The following is a 21,182-nucleotide window of genomic DNA, read 5'->3' on the forward strand; positions in this document are numbered from 1 at the left end:
TGTAGTGTGGGATATCCGGCTGGCCGGTACTAAGAGATATTAAGCGGCAGGGGCGACGAACTTCTCCCAGATGCCGGTCTTCTTCAGGATCTGCTTGACGGTGTCGGTCGGCTGAGCGCCCTTGCCGAGCCACTCAAGGGTCTTCCCTTCTTCCAGGTTGTAAACCGCCGGTTTTTTGTTCGGGTCGTAGGTACCGACGTTCTCGATGAAGCGCCCGTCCCTGCGGCTGCGGCAGTCAGCAACTACTACCTGGTAAAAGGGTTTCTTCTTAGCGCCCGCACGTGCAAGTCTGATCTTTATTGCCATTTCTTCCTCCTGGTATTCTCGGACCCTTGAGATCCGCCATTGCGTATTGTTTTTGTGAGTCTGGTAACTGTATCTATAGTTGGTGCAATAGTCAAAGGCGATGAGTTAAAAGGGGAGCATCCCTTTGCCCATGCCTTTCATCCCTTTCATAAGTCCCTTCGGACCCATCTTCTGCAACTGCTTGACGACCTTCTGAGCTTCCGTGAAACGCTTGAGGAGCTGGTTGACTTCCTGGATGCTGGTGCCGCTCCCCTTGGCTATCCTCAAACGGCGGCTGCCGTTGATGATAGTGTGGTTGGCGCGCTCCTTGGCAGTCATGGAGTCGATGATCGCCTCGATCCTCTTCAGCTCCTTCTCGGAAGGCTGGGCGCCCTGCATCTGCTTCATCGCCTTACCCATGCCGGGGATCAGGTTCATGATCGATTCGAGCGAGCCCATCTTCTTGATCTGCTGCAGCTGGCTGCGGAAATCCTCGAGATCGAACTGACCGCCGCTCTTCTTCATCTTCTGCTGCAGGCGGGCCGCTTCCTTCTCGTCGAAGGTCGACTGCGCCTTCTCGATCAGGGTGAGCACGTCGCCCATGCCGAGGATGCGGGAGACGAGACGGTCGGCGTGGAACACGTCCAGCGCGTCCAGCTTCTCGCCAAGGCCCACGAACTTGACCGGCTTTCCGGTGACCGCCTTGATGGAAAGAGCCGCACCACCCTTGGCGTCGCCGTCCAGCTTGGTAAGGATGACGCCGGTGATGCCGAGCCGGTCGTTGAAGCCCTGGGCCACGTTGACCGCTTCCTGGCCGGTCATGGCGTCGGCCACGAACAGTATCTCGCGCGGGGCGAGCTCGTCGCGGATCCCTTCCAGCTCATCCATCAGGTAGTCGTCGATCTGATGGCGACCGGCGGTATCGTAGATGATGACGTCGAAGCCGTTAAGTGTCGCGTAGCGGTGCGCCTCGCGGCAGATATCAAGCGGCTTCTGGGTCGCCAGCGAGTTGAAGACCTCGATATCGAGCTGGCGGCCAAGCACCTTCAACTGCTCGATCGCGGCCGGGCGGTAAACGTCGGCCGGGACAAGCAGAGGCTTCTTCCGCTGCCCCTTGAGGTACTTGGCGAGCTTACCGCAAGAAGTCGTTTTACCCGCGCCCTGCAGACCGACCAGCATGATGGCGACCGGCGGCTTCGCGGCGAGGTCGAGCGAGTTGTCCTCGCTGCCACCCATGAGAAGCACGAGCTCGTCATGGACGATCTTGATTACCTGCTGCCCGGGGGCGAGGCTTTGCAGCACCTCGGTACCGACGGCGCGCATGCGAACCTTTTCGACAAAATCCTTGACGACCTTGAAATTAACGTCGGCCTCGAGCAGTGCAAGACGCACCTCACGTAGCGCGTCCTTAACGTTGTCTTCGGTCATCACACCCTGACCGCGGAGCTTCTTGAAGACCAGGTCGAGTTTATCGGAAAGAGTCGCGAACATCTATGAACCCATAAGCCATCGAAATGACGAGTTAATTTTTCTCAAAAAACCGCATGTCCCGGCAAAAGCGCACAGGTATCCCGCGGCAAGAGAGTCACTTTAGTGGATAGAACCGCAAATTGTCAAGCGAAATTATCGGTCACAACGTCAGTTACAGCCGCACCACCGAGCGCGCTTTCAGCATGCTTTCCGCGATGGTGAACATGTTGGTGACACCGCCGGCGGCGAGGTGCTCCTTCTTCTTATAGAAGTCGAGACAGATGCCACAGGAGAGGACTTCGACGCCGCGGTTGCCTAACTCCTCGAGCGCCTCGATGACCTCGGACCCTTCAGCGGCGAGAAGGACTCCTGAGTTGACGAAGAAGATGCGGTCCGGCAGGTCGTTCAGATCGAGGAGGGTGATGATGAAGTTCTTCATCAAAAGGCGCCCTAACTCTTCGGCGCCGTCGCCCATCCGATCCGTGCCGATCAGCATAACGGTCGGGCCGGCCGCCGCAGCGGGAGCCGCTTCGCGCGGCGCGGTTGCCACACCCACACCGGTGATGGTGAAGGCAAAGCCGTCCTCTAGCTTTTCCTCCAGCACCTGGTAGCCGCGCCCCTGTGCAAAGCGCTTCACGTTCTCGCGCGGCGCGCCATCGTCGAGAAGAACGTGGAGTTCCTCCCCCTGGGCCGCCTCAAGTGCCCTCTTCACCTGCACCACCGGAAGCGGACACGCCATCCCCCTGACGTCAAGCTTGCTCATATCTCTTCTCCTAACTTTTCGAAGTTGTCTCCGTTTTTTCTGTAAAGGTCACGCGGTAAAAGGCCGGCCTCGGAGAGCACCGCTTCCACCTGGGGCCTCACGTCCTCCGCGTAGCGGATGGCGAGCCCACAGTCCGCGGCGAGGGAGCGCGGTGCCGGAATGAGCAAGATCTTCAGTCCCTGATCCTTGAGCAGACGCTCCGCCTCCATGACGCGGTGGATGGAGTTGAAGATGGCTATGAAGTCTCCGTCTTTTATCACAAGCACTCCTTTTTCAAGTCAAAACAAGTGCAATAGAAGCACATTGACAAAGAGAGGTCAAACCCATAGTATTACCGACCCAAGAGGTCAACATGGAAACAGTGCTTAAAGCCGCCACCCTGATGGTGCTGGCCACCTTAGTGAACATCCCGTTGGGTTACCAGAGGCAATCGTACCCGAAGTTTTCCTTCGCCTGGTACTTCTACGTCCACATCTCCATCCCCGCCATCATCTACTTCAGGATCAAGTCCGGGTTAGGCTGGGGCTTCATCCCCTTCAGCATCTCCAGCGCCGTGCTCGGCCAGGTTATCGGCGGCAGGACCTATCGGAAGAGACATCCCGTCAATGAAGACTAGACGCCCCAGGATGCGCCGTCCGGCATCCGTCACCGACCTTTTGGGGAGCATCCTTCGGGGCACCCCTGCCGAGATGCGCCTCAAGGAGGGACGCATCTGGGAAGTCTGGGACGAAGCGGTCGGCAGCAAGATCGCCTCCCACGCCCAGCCCGTCGCCTTCCGCGAAGGCACCCTCACCCTTCACGTCGACAGCGGTCCCTGGCTGCAGCAACTCACCTACCTGAAGAAAGACCTCATCGTCAAGGTTAACGAGGCTCTGGACGAAGAACTGATCAAGGAACTGTACCTGAAGAGCGGCAAGGTCAGGTCCACCGCCCCGAAAAGCCAGCAAGCCGTGCCGCGGCGCAAACTGACCGAGGAGGAGCAGGTTTGGATCAAGGAACAGGCTCAGGCCGTCGACGATCCGGAACTGCGTGCCGTGTTCGAAAGGCTCATCAGCAGGGACCGGGAACACCAGAAGTAAAACCAACCGCAGCAACATCAAAATCTAAAAGCAACTAACGCAAAGCCGCAAAGGCGCAGAGACGCGAAGAAGGCTTAAGTTTTTTACCCGCTTTAGTCTTCGCGGCTTTGCGGCTCCGAGTCTTCGCGTTGGCGCCTGTAGATTTTGAGTTTTTCCTCGGAGTACCCACCTTCCTCGCCGCGCACGAAGAGCGGCGGCTCCACCTTCAGCTCGCCCGTCCTTCCCTTTGCCAGTTCGATCATGAACATGCGGGCGTCCATCCGCGTGTTGCCGTGCACCATGCGCAGCCGCAAAGGCGCGAGTTTCTGCACCGCCGCCTGCGCCATCAGCTCCGCCAGGCGGCAGGTGTGGTAGATGAGGCAGATCCTTCCCGAAGGCTTCACCAGGTATTTGGCCGCGGCCAGAAAATCGGAAAGCGTCGCGCTCGTCTCGTGGCGCGCCTCGTCGCGTCCCCTTCTGGGGCTCACCTTCCCTGTTCCGGGGCGGCGGTAGGGAGGGTTCGAGACCACCAGGTCGAACCTGTCCACCGGGAACTGCGCCTTCAGAGAGACGATGTCCTCCTCGACGACATCGACGCGCCCGGCGAGCCCGTTCAGGCGCACGTTACGCTGCGCGATCCCCGCCATCACCTGCTGGAACTCCACCGCGGTAACCGATGCGCCTTCCGCCATGCGTGCCAAAAGCAGCGCGATCACACCGCAACCGGTCCCCAGGTCCGCGCAGCGTTCCCCCTGGCGCACCCCGGCGAAGTCAGCCAAAAGTAGCGGATCCACCGAGAAGCGGTAGCCGTGTCGCGGCTGTATGATGCGCAAGTCATACCCGGACAGCTCGTCCAGGGTTTCCATCTCAGAGTCGAGGTTCAACATTCAAAATCCCAAAAGACTCAACGCAAAGACGCAAAGCCGCAAAGACGCAAAGTTAAAACCGTGGAGAGCGGTTCTACCCTTGCTTTTCTCCTGTCTTCTTTGCGCCTCCGCGCCTTGGCGTCTTTGCGTTAAGCCTTTTTGCTTTTTGTCATAAACCATTCACAACTCTGTGAATTCCGTTTTTGACGAGCTTTTCACCAAAATTTATTACCAGCGCCAGTTTCAAATTAAGCATGCGCAGATAGGTTAGCGCCTGCGACTCAAAGATTTGGTTGTATTGAGTCACGGCCTTCACTTCAACTACAACCATGTTCCCTACTAAGAGATCCAGCCGCAGCGGGACTGACAGTTGATGCCCCTTATAGGTGACCGGTACAGCCATCTGCCTTCCCACCGCAAAGCCGCGCTGGTTCAACTCCCAGGCGAGAGACTCCTCGTACACACTTTCTAAAAGACCAGGGCCGCCGAGATTTCTATGAACTTCGACGGCGCAATCGACGATATGCGTGCTTAGTTCATTTTCCGTCATCCCGCACCTCCAAGCCTGAAATCGATAAGGCAAGAAGAGCATAGCCGGAAAAGACTTCACTTCATTTTTTTATCTTTGCGTCTCCGCGCCTTGGCGTCTTTGCGTTGGGCCTTTCCGAATCAAATGCTTCAACGCAAAGTCGCAGTGCCGCAAAGGCGCAAAGCTGAAACCAAAAGAATGGTTCTACGAGGTTTTACCCCTCCTGCTTTCTTTGCGTCTCCGCGCCTTGGCGTCTTTGCGTTAAGCCTTTCCGCTTTTAGCCTCGCCTTCCGTTTTTCTCAACCAGACCTCGCGGCCTAGGAAGAGCGCGAAGATCGCGAAGGAGACCAGGGTCAGGTACTTGCCAACCTTGAACGGCGTCGGATCGAAGACGAACTCCACCTTGTGCGAACCGGGAGTGAGGTAGATGCCGCGCAGGACATGGTCTACCGGGTAGATCTCGGCCGCCTTGCCGTCGACGGTCGCCTTCCACCCCCTGTAGTACTTCTCCCCCAAGACCAGCATCGAATTCAGCTTCACCGCCGCGTCGACGTCGATCCGCTCGGCCTCGTACCTGGTGACGCGCGCCTGCCCGGCCGCATCGGCGGGAGCGTTCCATTTCGGATCCCTGGCGACCGGGATGGGAGCGGGCGTCTCCACGAGTGCCATGGTGCGTGGGTTGAACTGCGGGCTCTGCAGCGCGGCCAGCATCTCTTCCGGCTTTTCGACCTGCAGTGCCACCGGCGCAAGCCACGCCTTCGGGAGCACGGTCGGATTCTCAAGGACAACCAGCCCGGCGGGGGTTGTATATACGGGGCGGTACTTCGCAGAGAGCCCCGCCTTGTCCTGCTCGAGCTGATCTTTGGTCAGCACGAGATACTTCACGTTGAGGATGTCGGGCATCCCGGAGAGGAGGTTGAAGTTGTCGAGATACTCCTGCCAGCGACGCTGCTGCACCGCGTTAGAGGTGAACATCACCGGAACGCCCGAAGCGGCATACGGCATGGGATCGCCGCCAAGCGGCAGGGTACGGTACTCCATCCCCGCTCCCTTCACGTAAGCGATCTCCGGCGCCTTGGCGGTCGCCTCCCGGTGCGGCTCGTCCACCAGGAACAAAAACTTCGCGTTCACCCGCCCGGTATCCAGCAGAAAGAGCCCGATCAGCACGAAGGGAAGCGCCTTGGCGGCCAGCTTGCTGCGATGGTAGAGGAAGAAGACAACGGCGAAGAGGGTCGAAAGCCCCGCGGCGATCCAGGTCTCGGTAATGATGTTGTGCCAGCGCTGCAGCACGAGCTGCTGGCTCTGCGCTTCGTAACGGGTGGGGCGCGCCAGGATGTCGACAAAGTGGTTCACCCAGAAGTTACCGGTGGCAAACTCCACCACCGCGAGCACCATCAAAAGCACGGGAAGCAGGATTACCCCGGCGACGTAGTGTTTGAATTCCCGCCGGGAACGGACCGCGGGGTCGAGCAACAGGTCGAGCCCGAAGGCTGAGAGGACACCAAGCCCCAGCACCGGGATGAACATGATCATCTTGGGCACCCGGAAACGGTTGATCCCCGGGAAGTAGTCGAAGAGCAGGTTGTAGAAGGGGGTGTATTTCCCCATGGAAAACAGGATGCCAACGACGACCGCCGAGAGCGCGAGCCAGGTGTAGCGGTCACGCCGGAAGATGAGCGGCAGGGGGAGCAACAGCCAGGGGAGAAGCCCCATGTAGCTCAGAGTCTGGGTGAAGTTCATCCTCCCCCAGTAGTAGGAATCGATGTTGGCAGGGTTCGGCCCCGCCTCCTGGCGCGAAAATCCGAAGAAGCCGGGGATGATGAAGGCGGCAGCCTCCTCTGGCGGCATGGACCAGGACATCGCCTCCTCGCGCGCGAGCCCCCCCTTCGCCTCGGTCTGCCCCGCCGAAGCGGTAACGTTCGCTCCGCTGTTGACGCCACGGTTGGTCTCCTTGGACCAGTTGGCGAGCGGAACGAGCGAGATGGCGACGGTAGTGAGGAAAAACACCAGAAGGACCAGGTTAAGGCCCAGCAGCCGCGCGAAAACCTTCTTGTCACTACGTTCGGCCATAACGATGCCGATGGACCTGGCAACGCCGTAAACACCGACGGCGAGACAGGTGTAGTAGGCGATCTGCCAGTGGGTATGGAAAAACTGGAGGGCCAGCACTACGGCGGTGGAAAGAAAAAAGATGAGCCGCCTGGTCTGGAACGACTTCTCTAGAAAATAGAATGCCCAGGGCGCGAAGGAGATGGTGGCGATTTTCATGACGTGCCCGGCGTTGATGAGCGAAGCGTTTTCTGGCGCCAGTGCGAAGACGAGACCGGCCAGAAATGCTCCCCATCTTCCTACATTGAGCAGGCGGCAAAGACAATAGGCACCGGCGGCGCCGATGAAGAGCTGGATCACGATATACCAGGCGATATTGGCGGGCGCCGGGAAGATCCAGAAAATAAGGTTGCGCAGGAAGAGGAGCTGCTCCGAGACCATCCCCCCCTCATTAGTGTGCCCGGAGTTGATGAAGAGGTTCCATCCGGCGCTGGAGAAATCGACCTTGAAGACGGACGAGAAAGGTCTCATCCCGAAATCCTTCACCCCCCAGTAGAATTCATTGATGATGTCCGGGGCGCGTATGATCTGTGCGGTGAAGAGGATCTTCGAGAAGCATATAAGGAGGACTGCCAACAGCGCGGACAGTATCAGCAGGTCTTTCTTACGGTCGGTCATGCGGCAAAAAACTCCTTGGGAAGGGGTGAGGGCCCGCTCTTAGTAAAATACGGTGTAACCCAGCCAGCGTTGCATTATCCACATATTTCGAAATTCCTGCAACGAGAAGCTGAAGCCGGTAAGGAAACATGGGCCTCATCGCTCTAGCCACTTTTTTGGGGGCCGCAGACGTCGTGGTAAAAGGCGTCCAGCCTCCGGGCGGCATCGCCCCAGTTGAAGTGCTCCAGCAGGTAGGCGCGCCCGGCCTCGCCAAGCGGGCGCAGTCTTTCAGGTTCCTGCAAAAGGGCCACGGTCCGGTCCGCCATCTGCTGCCAGTCGTCCGGTTCGCACAGGATGCCGGAGCGTCCATCGTCTATATACTCAGCCAGTTGCCCCACTCGGTCACCCACCACAGGCGTACCGGCCAGGAGGATCTCGGTGAGCTTTGCTGGGCACTTGGTCCGGTTTACCAGCGTGTCGGCGAAGGGGTAGAGGGCGACGTCCCCCGCGGCGAGAAGCCCAGGAATAGCTGCCGGCGCCACCCATCCCGCCAGAACCAGTGCCCGATCGAAGCCGGACTCACGCGCCACCTCGCGCAGCAGTTCCTCTTCCCCGTTCCGCCCTTTGCCTACCACCAGGAAGCGGACATCAGGGACTCGCCGGAACAACTCGGCGAACAGATAGTGCAACTTTTCCTGACTGAATTCGAAGAAGCGGGTGTACAGAAGTACCACCGGTGCAGCAGCCGGGATCCCCAGTCCACTCCGCACCGCTTCGACGTCACTGGCTTTGGAGTCGGCCACGCAATTCGGCAGATAAAGCATCCGTTCCGCGGGAAGCCCGGTCTCGGCAACCAGCTGCTCCAACCCGCGGCTTGCCATCGTGACGCCGAGGGCATTTTGGAGCAACCACCGCTCCTGAAACCGGTAGAAGCGCTTTTCCTGGCCGGAGTAGGCGTGCAGTTCGTTCATACCGCCATCACCTTCCCAGTCGTCGGTGTCTAAGAGCAAAGGGGGAAGCCGAAGCCCAAGGCGCTGCAGGTAAAGCATAAACATCGCGGCGACACCGCCATAACCCTTCGGTTTAAAAAGGTGCACAAGGTCCGGCCGCTCCGAGAGCGCTGCCCGCAACATGCGCCAGGCGAGGAAGGGAACCGCGAGAACCTTGTGCCTCGGGCCTAGCAGCACGTTCATCAGGCGCACCCCCCGCACCACTTCCGTCCTCCCCGAATCCTCGGGATTTGTGTAGGGAGGTGCCACGATGACCACCTCGTGCCCCAGCTTCTGCATGGCCTCGGCAAGCGGGAGCATCCGGGCGATCAGAGTCCCTTTCGGCCGGATGCCGAACGGCGCCAGAAACACGATCTTCACGCGTCTCCCTCCCTTTTGCCGGGCTTGCAGGCGAGCGCCAGCAGCACCGCGAAGTTGCACTGGAACAGGACGAAGGCCAGACGGTCATTAAACCGATAAGACAAAAAGCATCGCCCCAAGGTGCGGTCCAGGGCCTGCAAAATCGACGGGGCGGCACACCGAAAAAGCCGCACCAGCTTTGCCACCGTGGAAGCCTCGAACGCCTCCGGACAGATCTGTCTAAGGAGCAGGTAGTTCACCACCGAGTCGCGCATCTTCGCATAGGCCCTCTCCTTGGTCACGAGTCCCAGATGAGATGCGGTGTTGTCGATGTGCAGAATCCGGTAGCTGCGGGCCAGACGCACACCCCACTCGATGTCTTCGTAGCCGTACCCCGTGAAGCACTCGTCGAAGGGGGTTCCCACGAAGACGCTCTTACGAACCATGATGTTGGAGGTGAGGATGTGGCGCCAGGGGGCGAGATTTCTCTGCGCCGCGGGCTTCACTTCCTTTTTATTGCCGAGGTACGCGTGGTAGTCGTATTCCGTACCGTTGAGCACGCGGGTCCGGTAGCTGATCCCGCCGCATACGACATCAAACTCTCCCACTTCCGCGTGTGCAAGGTAGCTGCGGATGAAGCTGTCTTCGTCGGGCAAGACGTCGCAGTCCAGAAACAGCAGGTACCTAGCGGACGCCTTCGCCGCCAGAAGGTTTCGAACGGCGGAGCGCCCTGCGTTTCGCTCCAGCTTGCCGTAACGCAGGTAATCCCTACCGGAACCCGAAACGAGACTCCCATTTTTGGCGCATAGATCCTCGTCGCTGGAGCAATCGTCCAGAACAATGACCTCCACCGCATCTCCAAGGCGACACTCGTCAATCTCCCCGAGAATTCGGTTAAGCAGCAGGGAGAGGTCCCAGTTGTACACCGGGATAAGGATGGACAGTTTTTTCTCGCTGGTCCGTTGCATGCTCTATCGGTTCTCCAGCAACAAAGTCCGGTACGAGGCGCAAAACCTCTCACCGTGGAAGTTCGTCCTGGCGTAGTCGTAGGCGGCATGCGACATACGGCTTAAGAGATCGCGCTCGTCCGACATGCGCGCCAAGATGCGGCACATCTGAGCAACGATCTCGTCTTCTCCCAGCCCCTCATCAACGAGCCACCCGTTCTCCCCTGATGTAACGTGGACCGGAATTCCACCTACTGGCGTAGAAACCGGCACCACGCCGTGCGCCATCCCCTCCATGATCACCATGGGGAAACCCTCCCGGCTCGAGGTGAGCAGCAACACGTCGGCCTCGTCGTAGAGGCGCGTCAACTCGCGCGGGTCCGATATTTCGCCGAGAAAGGTGCAACAGGCGCGCTCCGCCTCGCCGACCGCCTGCAGTGCGTCTCCCACCACGGTGACCTCGACGGCGATCCCGGCTTGAAGACAGCGCGTCGCTACGCGCCCCACCAGGTGCACCCGCTTTTCCTCCGAGCCCCGACCGACGTAGAGCGCTTTTAATTTAGAACGGCACTCCTTCATGGGGTACTCCGGCGGTACCTCGACGCAGTTCTCGATCAACACCACCCGGTCGTTCCACTCTTCCGGGAGACCGTGGCGAGCGTACTGCTCCCTCAAATCCTCGACCGTCTTGCGGTTGATGGCGACCCGCGCCTGCAGCCGCCCTGACTGCGGCAGTGTGAAGATCTCGGAGCCGCCACCGAAGGCATGCACGAGATCAACGGCACGCACCGATCGGTCCAGGTGTTCCAGCAGAAGAGAAAAGAACAGGCTGTTGCTTCCAAAGACGACCGCATCCCGGTGGCGCCCGATGAAGCCGGCCATTACCCCAACACTGAAGGGATAGCCATATTTGAGCAGAAACCAGACGTCGAAGAGCCGCGCTCCGGTGCCGAAGGCTGGGAGGAAACCGTCGTTGGCGGATTTCTTGGTGAAGAAGACCCACGGTTTCTCCTCGGCAAAACACCCCACTATTCCCGCGTGCACCTTCTCCGCCCCCCCCACGTGGTAGAACGGGAAAAAGAAAAAGAGGGCCGAGCGGTTGCGCAAAGGGAGCAGCCTTCCCAGCGCCTTGCCCAGGACGACTAGTACCCGCACCACGAAGGTAGTGTTCAGCCTGGTAAAAAGCAGGTCCTTTTCGGTCGCGTTCATGGCTTGGTTGACTGCTCCAAGTGGCGGCAGATGAGCTGCGCGCTCTCCCTGCACATGGACTCCAGGGTGAACTTCTCCTCGATGCGCGCCTTCAGGGAGCGTCCGAGACTTTCGCGCAGTTCCCGGTCCTTGGCGAGTGCGAGGATCTTTTCCGCAAGTTCTCCGCTCTCCCCCACCCTTGCCAGGTGAAGGGCACCCTCGGGACCCACCGCTTCCTTGATGCCGGGGATGTCGGTTCCAGCCACCGCGATTCCCGCCGCCATTGCCTCCAGCACCGCGTTCGGTATACCCTCGCTTCTGGAGCTGTAGGCGAAGAGATCGGAGGCGGCCAGAAGTCCCGGCACGTCGTCTATCTTGCCCGGCAGGCGCACGAGATCGACGATCCCCAGCGACTCGGCCAACTGTGCGAGCCCTTTTTCCTCACCGTCGAAGCGCCCCCCCAGCACCAAAAGCGGCTGCGTGGCGAACTCCCCCCGGTCGACGACCTCCTTCCAGGCCCGGATAAGGGTGGTGTGGTCTTTATATGGGCTCAGGTTCGCGATCATCGTCACCACCAGACTTTCCGCAGTAGCGCCCAATTGCGCGCGCCACTTTTCCCGTGAAAGCTTCGGCGTACCTGCAGAGATGCCGTTGTAGATGACGTGCACCTCCTCCGGCGGCAGACCATAGCTCCTGACCAGGAAATCCTTGCCGCCGGTCGAGTTGGAGATGAAGCAGTGCACCCGGCTTACCGCGAAGCGGTAGTGCGGCAGCCGGTTCATCAAAAGTCCCTCGTCCGCCTGGTTCCAGACGCAGAGTTTCGCGCCGATGCGCTGCCACCCGAAGGCGCAGACCAGGTTAGGGACGCGGGTGTACGAGACGAGAACGTCGGGTTTGTCCTGAGCTAGAAGACGGAGCGCCCGCAAAAGGGACGGGATGCGCCGCCTGAGCCCCCAGTGGAAATCCACGCCACTCCAGGGGATGCCGCGCTCATCGCAAAGCTCGGAAAGCCGTCCCGGAGCGGGACCTAGTCCAACCACCCGGACCTTCGCACCGCACTCCTTTTGCAGGTAGTCAGCGAAATGCAGCCCCTGCCGCTCGGCACCGCCAAGTTCGAGGTTGCCGAAGACGAAGGTGAACTTTAGGCCGCGCAGCGGCGTTATGGAAGTCAGGTTGTCCATGCTTTACAGCGCTCCGCGAAGACGCTTACGGATTTTTTTCATAAGGAAACGTGCCTGCTCCCACCGGTGCGCCAGGCGGTAGAGCTGACTCCGCGCCAGTTTTTTTTCAATACCCGGGAGCAGCGGTGCTATCTGCGGATCACCAGACTCTTGAAGCTCATGTAAAAGCACAAGGGCCGGTTCCACCTTGCCGCGGCCGGCATAGTACTCAAGAAGCTGGAACCGGCGTTTCTCCCGCGCAGCGCGTAGCTTCGCGCCCAAGTTGGAGCTGAAGTGCCCCATGAACAGGTCGAGAGCGCCAATAATAGCCTTCAATTGAGCCTCTTCGTGGCTCTGGTTCCAGACCCCGTTGGGATGGACACGATACATCGCCATGGGTTGGTCCAGGTACATCAGCGGCCCGGCGTGCGCGTTGAGGATGTGAACCGGCCAATCCAGCATTTTCAGCCCGCAGAGCCATTCCGGAAACTCCGCGATGATCCCGTTTCGGAATACGGCGGAACAAGTGGGAACCACGTTTTCCGAAACGATATCGTCCAGCGTGAAGGCTTTGTCTCCCTCGGCAGCCCTGACCCGATCGATCACCCTATCAACCATCTCGCTGTAGATATCCACGGCGTGGAAGCAGGTGACGTAGTCGGGGTGGCCGTCGAGAAAATCGACCTGCATCTTGAGCTTGTGCGGCGAGGTCCAGTAATCGTCCCCTTCCAGCAGGGCCACGTATTCCCCAACGCAGGCGCGGTAGGTTCTGATGAAATTGCGGTGCATGCCGACGTTCGACGCGGAGGTTACGATCCGGATCTTTTCAGGGAACCTTTTCTGGTACTCCGCCAGAATCCGGCCGGTCCCATCCGATGAATTATCCTCGCCCACCACGATCTCGTAATCGAAAGCGACTTCCTGCTCCAGAACACTGTCGAGCGCCTGAGCGAGGTACTTCTCGTGATTGTAGGTGATCATCAGGATGCTGACTTTCACACCCATCCCACCGTTAATACCTTGCGTCACGCCGCTACCCCTTGTTTTCAGCCGGACACCTAGCTGCAATTTCCTTCCCCTGGGAAACCGCGAACCGGATGAGGCCGCAGATCGTGTCGATCTGCTCCCGCCCCACTGAGGTACCGTTCGGCAGGGACATGACCCTACGTACCAGGCGCTCGGTCTCCGGTAGCAGTAACCGTGCGTGTGGGAAATAGGAACGGTAGGGTTCCATCTGATGGCAGCCAGGATAGAAGTACCGCCGCGCCATCACGTTTTCCGCCTGAAGTAGGTCCACGAGCAAATCCCGGCTTATCCCCGCTTCGCGTTCATCCACCTCAAGGACGATGTACTGGTAATTGCCCTTCTCGCTGTCGTCGTAGGTCACCAGTTTCAGTCCCGGGATACCGTCCAACCCTTCCTGGTAAGAGCGGTAGTTCGCGCGATTGACTTCGATAAAACTATCAAGGCTTTCAAGCCCTGTCAGTCCCATGGCGGCACATACCTCAGTCATCTTCCCATTGGTGCCGACGTAAATTACATTGTCATAACCGGCAAAGCCGAAGTTCTTCATCAGCCTGATCTTGCTGGCCAGTTCGTCGTTGTTGGTGGCGATGGCCCCTCCCTCGAACGTGTTAAAGAACTTGGTCGCGTGGAAACTGAAAACCTCAGCGTCGCCGAAACTGCCGATCATGGTCCCATTGTGCGAACAGGCGAAAGCGTGTGCGGCATCAAAGACGAGTTTCAGGTTGTTGCGCGCCGCCATCTCAGTCAGCACCTCGATCGCACACGGGCGCCCCCAGAGGTGAACGCCAATGATTCCGGTGGTGCGTGGGGTGATCATCTTCTCGACGCAGAGTGGATCGAGCAGGTGAGTCGCCGGATCTATATCGCAGAAAACCGGTGTCACCCCTTGCCATTGCAGTGAGTGGGCCGTTGCTACAAAGGTGAAAGAGGGGACAATGACCTCCCCCTCCATGCCGAGCGCACGCGTTACGATTTCCAGAGCAATCGTCGCGTTGCACATGGCGACGACATGCTTTACCCCCAGCATGTCTGCCAGTTTCCTCTCGAACTCCTGAACCATGGGGCCGTTGTTGGAGAGCCAGACGCGGTCCAACATATCCTCGATGCGCCCCATCAGACGCTCTCGTTCCCCGACATTTGGCCGTCCGACATGTAACTTTTCGTCAAAGGCAGGTGCTCCGCCAAACAAGGCTAGCTCTGCGATAGTCTTACTGCTCATTTCCCGTCCTTTCAGTCCCACTGACTCACTTTTACTTTATTCATCCAGAGAGCTATTTATCCAAAAACGCTCTGAGAACCTTTATCCTTTCCGCCATTTGAACATCAAGCGCTAACGTCGAGGAGAACGCCTCCCTACCCTTATGCCCCAACTCGTACAGCATTTCCGGCCTATGGTAATAGGGCTCAACGATGCGCGCGATCTCGGCAGCATCTCGTTTTATGATGACGATCTCCTCTCCATTCTTAAAGGCGACATTCTGGTCCAGGGGATCGGTACAAAAGACAGCGACACCGCACAGTCCCGCCTCCATGCAAGATCCAGTAGGGAAGCCGTCAAAGGCGCCCGGGGCGATGACGAAAGGTGCGTTGGGAGAAAGGACCAGATCCATCTTGCTGTAGAATTCCGGGAAAAAGTCCGTGTTCCTGAGACCATAGAAAGTAATACGGTCGCTGATGGCGCATACATCGATGTCTGAGGGGCCAAAGTTACCAACCACGTGAAAGTTGATGTCTGGATACCGCCCGCAGAGACGCTTCGCCACATCTATGAATACGTCGTACCCCTTGTCCTCACCTCGCGGTGTGTATTTGGCCGCCACGAAACATATATCAAGCGTAGGCTTGTCGATCCGGTAGCGTCGTCTCACCAGGGGAAGCCTGGACAGTTGCTGTGAGGGAAGCACGCATCCGTAGATGAGGATGACATCCTCCGGCCGGCAGTACCCCTTGTCCAGCAGGTACTGTCGCGTGATCTTCTGCGTCACGAACACTTTCCTGAAGTTTGGTGATGAGAAAACCCGGCTCAGCTTCAGGTCTGTACCGCTGTCGTTGAGAAAGAAACCACCGCCAGGGTAAAGGGTAAAAACGAAGGGGACCCCACCCCTATCAATGTCATCGATGAATGCGTAGATGTTGTTTATGAACACCGTATAGACGAGATTTGCTGAAGGAATACTATTTCGGTTGAACCTCCGCACCTTCCGTGCGTGTTCAGGGTAAAGTTGGGAATACTCTTCGAGCGCGTCCTGAAAGGATCCTTTGCTTTTGAATAGCAGATTGGAAGGCCGTATGGAGTGAACCTCTGTTCCGGGGATCTGCTCCAGGTAGTGGTTATACTCCGCAACCCGGAATGCCGACAGCACACCGGGGAAGAAATCGTCCAGTATCAGCAGCTTCACTCGCTCTTCGTCCTGCGGTGAGATGCGGGACATGACTGCATCAACTACATGCGAGGCCTTTACCGCCAGAAACGTTGCAGCTTTAAAGAACATCCTTTTCAGCCTTCTAAAAACCGGCATCCTTTTAAGGTCTCTCCTTTTACGCCTCATCCGCCCCCGTGAATTCTTCGAGGTCACGGGTCTTGACGGGCGGATTGGCGCCCCCCCCAGAAGAAGTGACGAACTAAAGGCCGCGTTGCCGCCTGGTCGTGGCGGGAACCCCATAAGCAACAACGGCGTCGGGAATGTCACTGACGACGACGGATCCGGCACCTACGAGCGCTGAGGCGCCGATGGCCACATGATCCTTGACCGTGGAACCGATACCAAGCCAGGCTGCGATTCCGACACTCACGCCACCACCAAGAGTTGTACCGGGGCAGATATGTGCGCCATCGGCTATGACACAGTCGTGATCCACGCTCGCCCTGGTGTTTATGATGACGTTTGCGCCAATGGTGGATCCGGGGTTCACCACCGCACCGGCAAATACCACGGTCCCTTCACCTATGGTTACGTCCGAAGCGACCACGGCTCTCGGGTGGATCACTGTGGCGAGAGAAAATCCCTCACTCCTCGCCACCTCGCTCAGCCTAAGCCTCGCGTCGCAGTTCCCGAATCCGAAGACGATGTGGGTGACCCCGTCCTCCCTTAACCTTCCGAGTGCCTCTGCTCCACCGAAAACCGGAAGTCCCAGGAACTGTCGTGGTTGCGGGTCTACATCGTCGAGAAACCCCACGAGATGGAACCTCCCCTCAAGCCTCACCGCATCGGCGACCACCTTCGCGTGCCCTGAGGCCCCCCAAATCACAACGCTCTCATGATCGTAATTCATGCAGCCCCCCCCGCTACCAAAACTTCGGGTAGATGAGCGCCCGCGTGATCATGTTGCCACTGCGACGCATCGGTTTTATCAGATAGCAAACGGCATGGGCCGAAACCCAGTAGGAGACGCACGAGGCGATCGCCGCACCTATTCCACCGTACCTGGGAATGAGGAAGAAGTTGAGAGCAATATTTGTCACTGCCGCAATCACGTTGACCCAGAAAAGCATCCAGGTCCAGTTCATGGCAAAGAGATAGGCCCCGCGAGCCATTGCCAGGTTTATGAAAAGGTCGCTCCAGATGAGCAGCACCAGCATCGGCGCTGCGGCCGCGTATGCATCCCCGTAAAGAAGGTGGATTACCAGCGGCCCGATGAAGGTGACTGGTATCGCCACGGCGTATCCTGCAAAAGCGAGGAAGTTGAATAGTTTTTGCAGCCTCCGGTAAAACTCGGCCTCGTCGTTTTCCTTCGTCTTGATGATGTTGGGGAAGACGGAAGCGATTATAGCGCCCGGAACGAAAAACCAGATCTCCGCCACCCGAACCGCAGCGGAATAGAAACCAAGTTCCTTTGGGTCGCTGATCTGCCCGAGCATGACCTGGTCGATGCGCATACAGACCATGGACACGACTCCTCCTAAAAGCAGAGGCCAACCACTGACCAGAAGTTCCTTCGCCACCGGAAACCGGAACCGCCAACTGCGGAGAGCCCCCCCCTTGCGGGAGTAGACATAGAGAAGTCCGATCGCGCCCAGCGCCATCTCCAACAGGTTGGCAACGGCAAACGCCAACAGTGAGGCTTTGGACAGGATCAGGACTACCCGAATCGCCGCACTTGCCAGAAACCCTACGCTCCTCGCATAGACGACGTATCTCGACATCACCTTGGACTGGAACCACAGATCCGCCGTGTCAAAGGCGCTGACGACAAGAGTCCATCCCACTATGGCAACAATTACCCGGGTCAGCAGGTCATCGGGCTTTACAGCCGTGACCACCCCTAGCACGCCCAGATAGCAGACTAAGCCAGAGAAAAAGCGGAGCACAAAGGTAGCGCCGAGATAGTGGTCCGTCTTCTCCGGATTTCTTACCAGGTCGCGGATCACGATGCTGTCGATGCCCAACGCCGCCACCGCACCGGCAAGCCCCACCATCGAAGCGGCATAGCTCATGGTGCCGTACTGGGAAGGTCCCAGATAACGCGCCACCCATACCCCGACCAGCAGACCAATCCCCATGCGGAGAATCTTGTCTGCTACCAGCCAGCCGCTGTTTTCCATCGCAGCCTGGAAGACATGCCGATTCTCCAGTCGCCGCCGGACCACACCCGGTAAAAACTTGACCCAGGAGCGGTCACCCGCCTGCTCCGAATCCTGCTGCGCTTTTTCGGAAGCCTGTTCCGTCACGTCTTCTCCAATCAAAATGCAGGCGACCGCCGCATTACCCCAAATTCGCCCGCATTAGAGCCCGCGCCCCTCGGCCATGCAGATACGACTTTGATCCACTCCCAGACGAATCAGCTCCTCACGCAGCACTCCGCCGCGCTTGAGGGAGGTGATGACGATTCTGTGGTTGCCGGACAGCAGCCCGATGGCTGGCGTCACAACCGGATGATCAAAAAACTTACGCCCACTCCCCTCGGAATCCATCGCCAGACTCAACTCCAGTCCAGCCTCCTTGAGAGAGAGGTACGCAATTTCCGCAACCTCGTCGATGCCGCAGAAGGCGACCGTTCTTACGCCTTGCGCCGAGAGCGACTTGAAAAGCGTCAGGTAGTCCTGGCGGGCAACGGTGTAGAGGCCGGAGAAGTAGCTAAGGTGCTGGTAGGCGAGTCGACTTTTTTCGGCGAAACCTTTGGGGGTGAGGAGATACGCGTAGCGGTTCCTGGGGAAGTTGGCGACCCGGACGAACCCCTTCGCAACCAGGTTCTTCAGGTAGGAATTGACCAGCCCCAAAGCGATGCCGAGGCGTTTTGCCAGCTCGCGTTGCGAGAGTTGCTGTTCCCCGGAGATCTCCGAAAGGAGGAGGAAAGAGCGATAAGTATCTAAAACCTTTTCATCATCACCGTTCATGGGCTGAACAGTAGTACAAATGCGATAACATTTCAACTTTTTTACACACTACACGTCGCTCGGCATCAGAAAGGTTATTCCAAGATTGCAAAGCGTCACTTCAGGATCTGAAATGTCGCGTCGAGATTTTGAACGTCACTTCAGAATCGGGAAAAGGTCGTTTCAAAATTTTAAACGTCACTTCAGGATCGGAAACGTCACTTCAAGATTTTAAACGTCACTTCAGAATCGGAAATGACACTTCAGGAATTTAAACGTCACTTCAGGATCGGAAACGTCACTTCCGAAACAGGAGACACCACGCAGGAACTGGTTACCTGTTTCCCGCGAGCTGACGGTAAATCTTCGCTAGCTCCCTGCCTCGCGCCTGCCAGGAATGTATGCTGATCGCCCGTTCGCGCCCTTCGGCTCCAACTTCCTCACGCAGTTCGCTGTCCCCGGCCAGCCGCCCAATAGCTCCGGCGAGGTCCGTGGCATCACCGAACTTGGCGTACAGCCCGGCGTCTCCTAGAATCTCACGGTTGACCGGTGTATCAAAGACGACGGTGGGGAGCCCGCAGGCAATGTAATTGAATAGCTTGCCATTGGCCTCGGTGAGCGAAACTTTCGGGGAGACGGCCAGGTCGCCGGCACTTAGGTAAAGTGGCGCCTCGTCGTAAGGAATTCTGCCTGTGAAGGTGATGATGTCGGCGATGCCCATCTCCTCGGCCTTTTCGCGATACGCGGCGTCGGGAAAGCCCATGATGAGATAATGAATCCTCGCCCCCTGCCCCTTCAGATATGCGGCTGCCTCCAAAAGCAGGTCTATCCCCTGGTAACGGTTCATAAGACCAAGATAGGCGACAACCGGACGCTTCTCCGGGAGCCCGAGTCGGGCACGGATTGCTTCTTTGGGTTGCGGCGCGAACACCTCGGTATCAACACCGTCGATCAGCGCCCGAACCCGTTCCTTAGGCACGCCGTCTTTCAGGAGCAGCTCTACCGTCGGGCTTGCGCTGGTCACGATGAAGTCGGAACTTCGATTGATCCAGCGCTCGAGGGTGGCAAAAAAGCGCTGCAGGATGGAGCCGGGTTTTACGAAGCCATGATCGGTGATTTCCGCGGTGAGGCTTCCCTGGCAGTCGAAAAGCATGGGGATGCGGAGCAGCATCTTAAGGAAGGCCCCGAAGAAAGCGCCTTCGTGAAGGTGGGCATGGATTACATGCGGCTTGAAAGCGCGCGCGACCTTCCATGCCTTGAACAGCAGTTGCACGTCGAGGAAGGGTTTGACCCAGGAGGGGCCTGCTTCGAGCTTTTTATACCAGGAGAATCCGGAGATGCGTTCGGTAGGGATGCCGGGGACGTCGCGCCCGATGTGGTAGGTCACCAGGCGCAGTTCGACGCCGCACGCCATGGCGGCGCGGGCCTCTTCGAGGATACGTACGTGGCAGCCGCGATCCGCGAAGAAGGGGGTCGGCGCCAGCACCAGTACGCGCAGCGGCTCGCTAGCCAAAGTTGAGCTTTTCCTTGATGTTGTAAATCGGCTTGCGCTGTGCCTCGTAGTAAGTGCGGGCGTTCAGCTCGGCCAGAAGTCCCAAAACGATGAACTGCACCCCCATGAAGAGCAGGAAGGCGGTGAGGATGAGGAGGGGGTTGCGGTTCATGCTCGTGTGCTCGAAAAACTTCATGTACAGCGTGGCCGCGCCGCTCAGCATACCTGCGACGATGGTGTAGATCCCCCAGCGGCCGAAAAGCTGGATCGGTTTCGTGGAGTAGCTCAGCAGGAACTTCACCGTCATCAGGTCGAGGATGACTTTCATGGTACGGGAGATGCCGTACTTGCTCTTGCCGTGCAGACGCTCGTGATGCCGAACGGGCATCTCGGTGACGCGCGCCCCCACCTGGTGCGCGAGCGCCGGTACGAAGCGGTGCATCTCACCGTAGAGGTTCACGTCCTCGAGGACGTCACGACGGTACGCCTTCAAGGTGCAGCCGTAGTCATGCAAGTAGACTCCGGTCATCTTAGAGATAATGGAGTTCGCAAGTATGGAGGGGAGCTTGCGGTTTACGAAGGTGTCCTTGCGGTCCTTGCGCCAGCCGGAAACCACGTCGAACCCTTCGTCGATACGGTTCAAAAGCAGCGGTATGTCGAGCGGATCGTTCTGCATATCGCCGTCCATCGGGACCACGACCCTCCCAAGTGCCGAGTCGAAACCTGCCGACATGGCGGCGGTCTGGCCGAAGTTGCGGCGCAGACGGATCACCTTGACCCGGTCGTCCTTGGAAGCGAGGCGCTTCAACGCGGAGTATGAATTGTCCGAGGAACCGTCATCGACCAGGATGAGTTCGTACTCCAGCCCGGTGTCGATCAGCGCCTCGCTGATGCGATCGTGCAGGACCGGGATGTTGTCTTCCTCGTTGAATATCGGCACCACTATGCTCAGATCCACTATCTTCTCCCAGAACTGCCGTTCAACGTTCAACGTTCAACGTACGATTTATAGTTTCGTTTTTTATAGCG

General features: G+C 58.4%; 21 protein-coding genes. 2 read left to right on the plus strand and 19 right to left on the minus strand.

Annotated features, from left to right (window positions below; all coding sequences use genetic code 11):
• Nucleotides 1–39: 39 nt before the first annotated feature.
• The 4 genes from rpsP to E8K79_RS10910 all read right to left on the minus strand — a co-directional run bounded on the left by rpsP (nt 40) and on the right by E8K79_RS10910 (nt 2,778).
• Nucleotides 40–306 carry a 30S ribosomal protein S16 gene (gene rpsP / locus E8K79_RS10895; protein WP_136514779.1) on the minus strand — a complete coding sequence of 89 codons (267 nt, stop codon included), beginning with the start codon at nt 304–306 and terminating at the stop codon, nt 40–42.
• 105 nt (nt 307–411) lie between these two features.
• On the minus strand, nt 412–1,776 hold the full coding sequence (ffh, locus tag E8K79_RS10900) for a signal recognition particle protein (RefSeq protein ID WP_136514780.1): 1,365 nt from the start codon (nt 1,774–1,776) through the stop codon (nt 412–414).
• A 151-nt stretch (nt 1,777–1,927) separates the two neighbouring features.
• Nucleotides 1,928–2,518 (minus strand): sulfurtransferase-like selenium metabolism protein YedF, encoded by a 591-nt coding sequence (yedF, locus tag E8K79_RS10905; protein WP_136514781.1) that lies wholly within the window; start codon nt 2,516–2,518, stop codon nt 1,928–1,930.
• A complete protein-coding gene (locus E8K79_RS10910) occupies nt 2,515–2,778 on the minus strand; it encodes a DUF3343 domain-containing protein (protein WP_136514782.1) in 264 nt (87 codons plus the stop codon). Before E8K79_RS10910 ends, yedF begins: the two co-directional genes overlap by 4 nt.
• Before the next feature lie 92 nt (nt 2,779–2,870).
• Between E8K79_RS10910 and E8K79_RS10915 the strand changes: the two genes are divergently transcribed.
• Nucleotides 2,871–3,134: a hypothetical protein gene (locus E8K79_RS10915; protein WP_136514783.1), complete on the plus strand. Its 264-nt coding sequence runs from the start codon at nt 2,871–2,873 to the stop codon at nt 3,132–3,134.
• Nucleotides 3,124–3,597 (plus strand): DUF721 domain-containing protein, encoded by a 474-nt coding sequence (locus E8K79_RS10920; protein WP_162604650.1) that lies wholly within the window; start codon nt 3,124–3,126, stop codon nt 3,595–3,597. The genes E8K79_RS10915 and E8K79_RS10920 overlap by 11 nt, the downstream gene beginning before the upstream one ends.
• 92 nt (nt 3,598–3,689) lie before the next feature.
• Here E8K79_RS10920 and E8K79_RS10925 read toward each other — a convergent pair whose 3' ends face one another.
• The 15 genes from E8K79_RS10925 to E8K79_RS10995 form a co-directional block, all read right to left on the minus strand.
• Nucleotides 3,690–4,463, minus strand: coding sequence for a tRNA1(Val) (adenine(37)-N6)-methyltransferase (locus E8K79_RS10925; RefSeq protein ID WP_136514784.1), 774 nt, complete (start codon nt 4,461–4,463; stop codon nt 3,690–3,692).
• 148 nt (nt 4,464–4,611) lie between these two features.
• Nucleotides 4,612–4,992: a GxxExxY protein gene (locus E8K79_RS10930; protein WP_136514785.1), complete on the minus strand. Its 381-nt coding sequence runs from the start codon at nt 4,990–4,992 to the stop codon at nt 4,612–4,614.
• A gap of 240 nt (nt 4,993–5,232) precedes the next feature.
• Nucleotides 5,233–7,698 carry a YfhO family protein gene (locus tag E8K79_RS10935; protein ID WP_136514786.1) on the minus strand — a complete coding sequence of 822 codons (2,466 nt, stop codon included), beginning with the start codon at nt 7,696–7,698 and terminating at the stop codon, nt 5,233–5,235.
• Between the two features lie 143 nt (nt 7,699–7,841).
• The gene (locus E8K79_RS10940; RefSeq protein WP_136514787.1) at nt 7,842–9,047 is read right to left on the minus strand and encodes a glycosyltransferase family 4 protein; all 1,206 of its coding nucleotides are present in this window, start codon (nt 9,045–9,047) and stop codon (nt 7,842–7,844) included.
• On the minus strand, nt 9,044–9,994 hold the full coding sequence (locus tag E8K79_RS10945; protein ID WP_136514788.1) for a glycosyltransferase family 2 protein: 951 nt from the start codon (nt 9,992–9,994) through the stop codon (nt 9,044–9,046). Before E8K79_RS10945 ends, E8K79_RS10940 begins: the two co-directional genes overlap by 4 nt.
• A gap of 3 nt (nt 9,995–9,997) precedes the next feature.
• On the minus strand, nt 9,998–11,182 hold the full coding sequence (locus tag E8K79_RS10950; protein ID WP_136514789.1) for a glycosyltransferase family 4 protein: 1,185 nt from the start codon (nt 11,180–11,182) through the stop codon (nt 9,998–10,000).
• The gene (locus E8K79_RS10955; RefSeq protein ID WP_136514790.1) at nt 11,179–12,342 is read right to left on the minus strand and encodes a glycosyltransferase family 4 protein; all 1,164 of its coding nucleotides are present in this window, start codon (nt 12,340–12,342) and stop codon (nt 11,179–11,181) included. The genes E8K79_RS10950 and E8K79_RS10955 overlap by 4 nt, the downstream gene beginning before the upstream one ends.
• Nucleotides 12,343–12,345: 3 nt before the next feature.
• Nucleotides 12,346–13,350, minus strand: coding sequence for a glycosyltransferase (locus E8K79_RS10960; protein ID WP_136514791.1), 1,005 nt, complete (start codon nt 13,348–13,350; stop codon nt 12,346–12,348).
• 4 nt (nt 13,351–13,354) lie between these two features.
• Nucleotides 13,355–14,566 (minus strand): DegT/DnrJ/EryC1/StrS family aminotransferase, encoded by a 1,212-nt coding sequence (locus E8K79_RS10965; protein ID WP_136514792.1) that lies wholly within the window; start codon nt 14,564–14,566, stop codon nt 13,355–13,357.
• Between the two features lie 52 nt (nt 14,567–14,618).
• Nucleotides 14,619–15,896, minus strand: a complete 1,278-nt coding sequence (locus E8K79_RS10970; RefSeq protein WP_162604651.1) for a glycosyltransferase family 4 protein — start codon at nt 15,894–15,896, stop codon at nt 14,619–14,621.
• Nucleotides 15,897–15,969: 73 nt separating this feature from the next.
• Nucleotides 15,970–16,620 (minus strand): acetyltransferase, encoded by a 651-nt coding sequence (locus E8K79_RS10975; protein WP_136514794.1) that lies wholly within the window; start codon nt 16,618–16,620, stop codon nt 15,970–15,972.
• A 13-nt stretch (nt 16,621–16,633) separates the two neighbouring features.
• The gene (locus tag E8K79_RS10980) at nt 16,634–18,016 is read right to left on the minus strand and encodes a flippase (protein ID WP_246043803.1); all 1,383 of its coding nucleotides are present in this window, start codon (nt 18,014–18,016) and stop codon (nt 16,634–16,636) included.
• A gap of 54 nt (nt 18,017–18,070) precedes the next feature.
• Entirely contained in the window at nt 18,071–18,682 is a 612-nt protein-coding gene (locus E8K79_RS10985) for a winged helix-turn-helix transcriptional regulator (RefSeq protein ID WP_136514795.1), read from the minus strand.
• 313 nt (nt 18,683–18,995) lie between these two features.
• On the minus strand, nt 18,996–20,174 hold the full coding sequence (locus E8K79_RS10990; protein WP_136514796.1) for a glycosyltransferase family 4 protein: 1,179 nt from the start codon (nt 20,172–20,174) through the stop codon (nt 18,996–18,998).
• Nucleotides 20,167–21,111: a glycosyltransferase family 2 protein gene (locus E8K79_RS10995; protein WP_136514797.1), complete on the minus strand. Its 945-nt coding sequence runs from the start codon at nt 21,109–21,111 to the stop codon at nt 20,167–20,169. The genes E8K79_RS10990 and E8K79_RS10995 overlap by 8 nt, the downstream gene beginning before the upstream one ends.
• Nucleotides 21,112–21,182: the final 71 nt, after the last annotated feature.

Source organism: Geomonas edaphica (genome assembly GCF_004917075.1).
Classification (GTDB): Bacteria; Desulfobacterota; Desulfuromonadia; order Geobacterales; family Geobacteraceae; genus Geomonas; species Geomonas edaphica.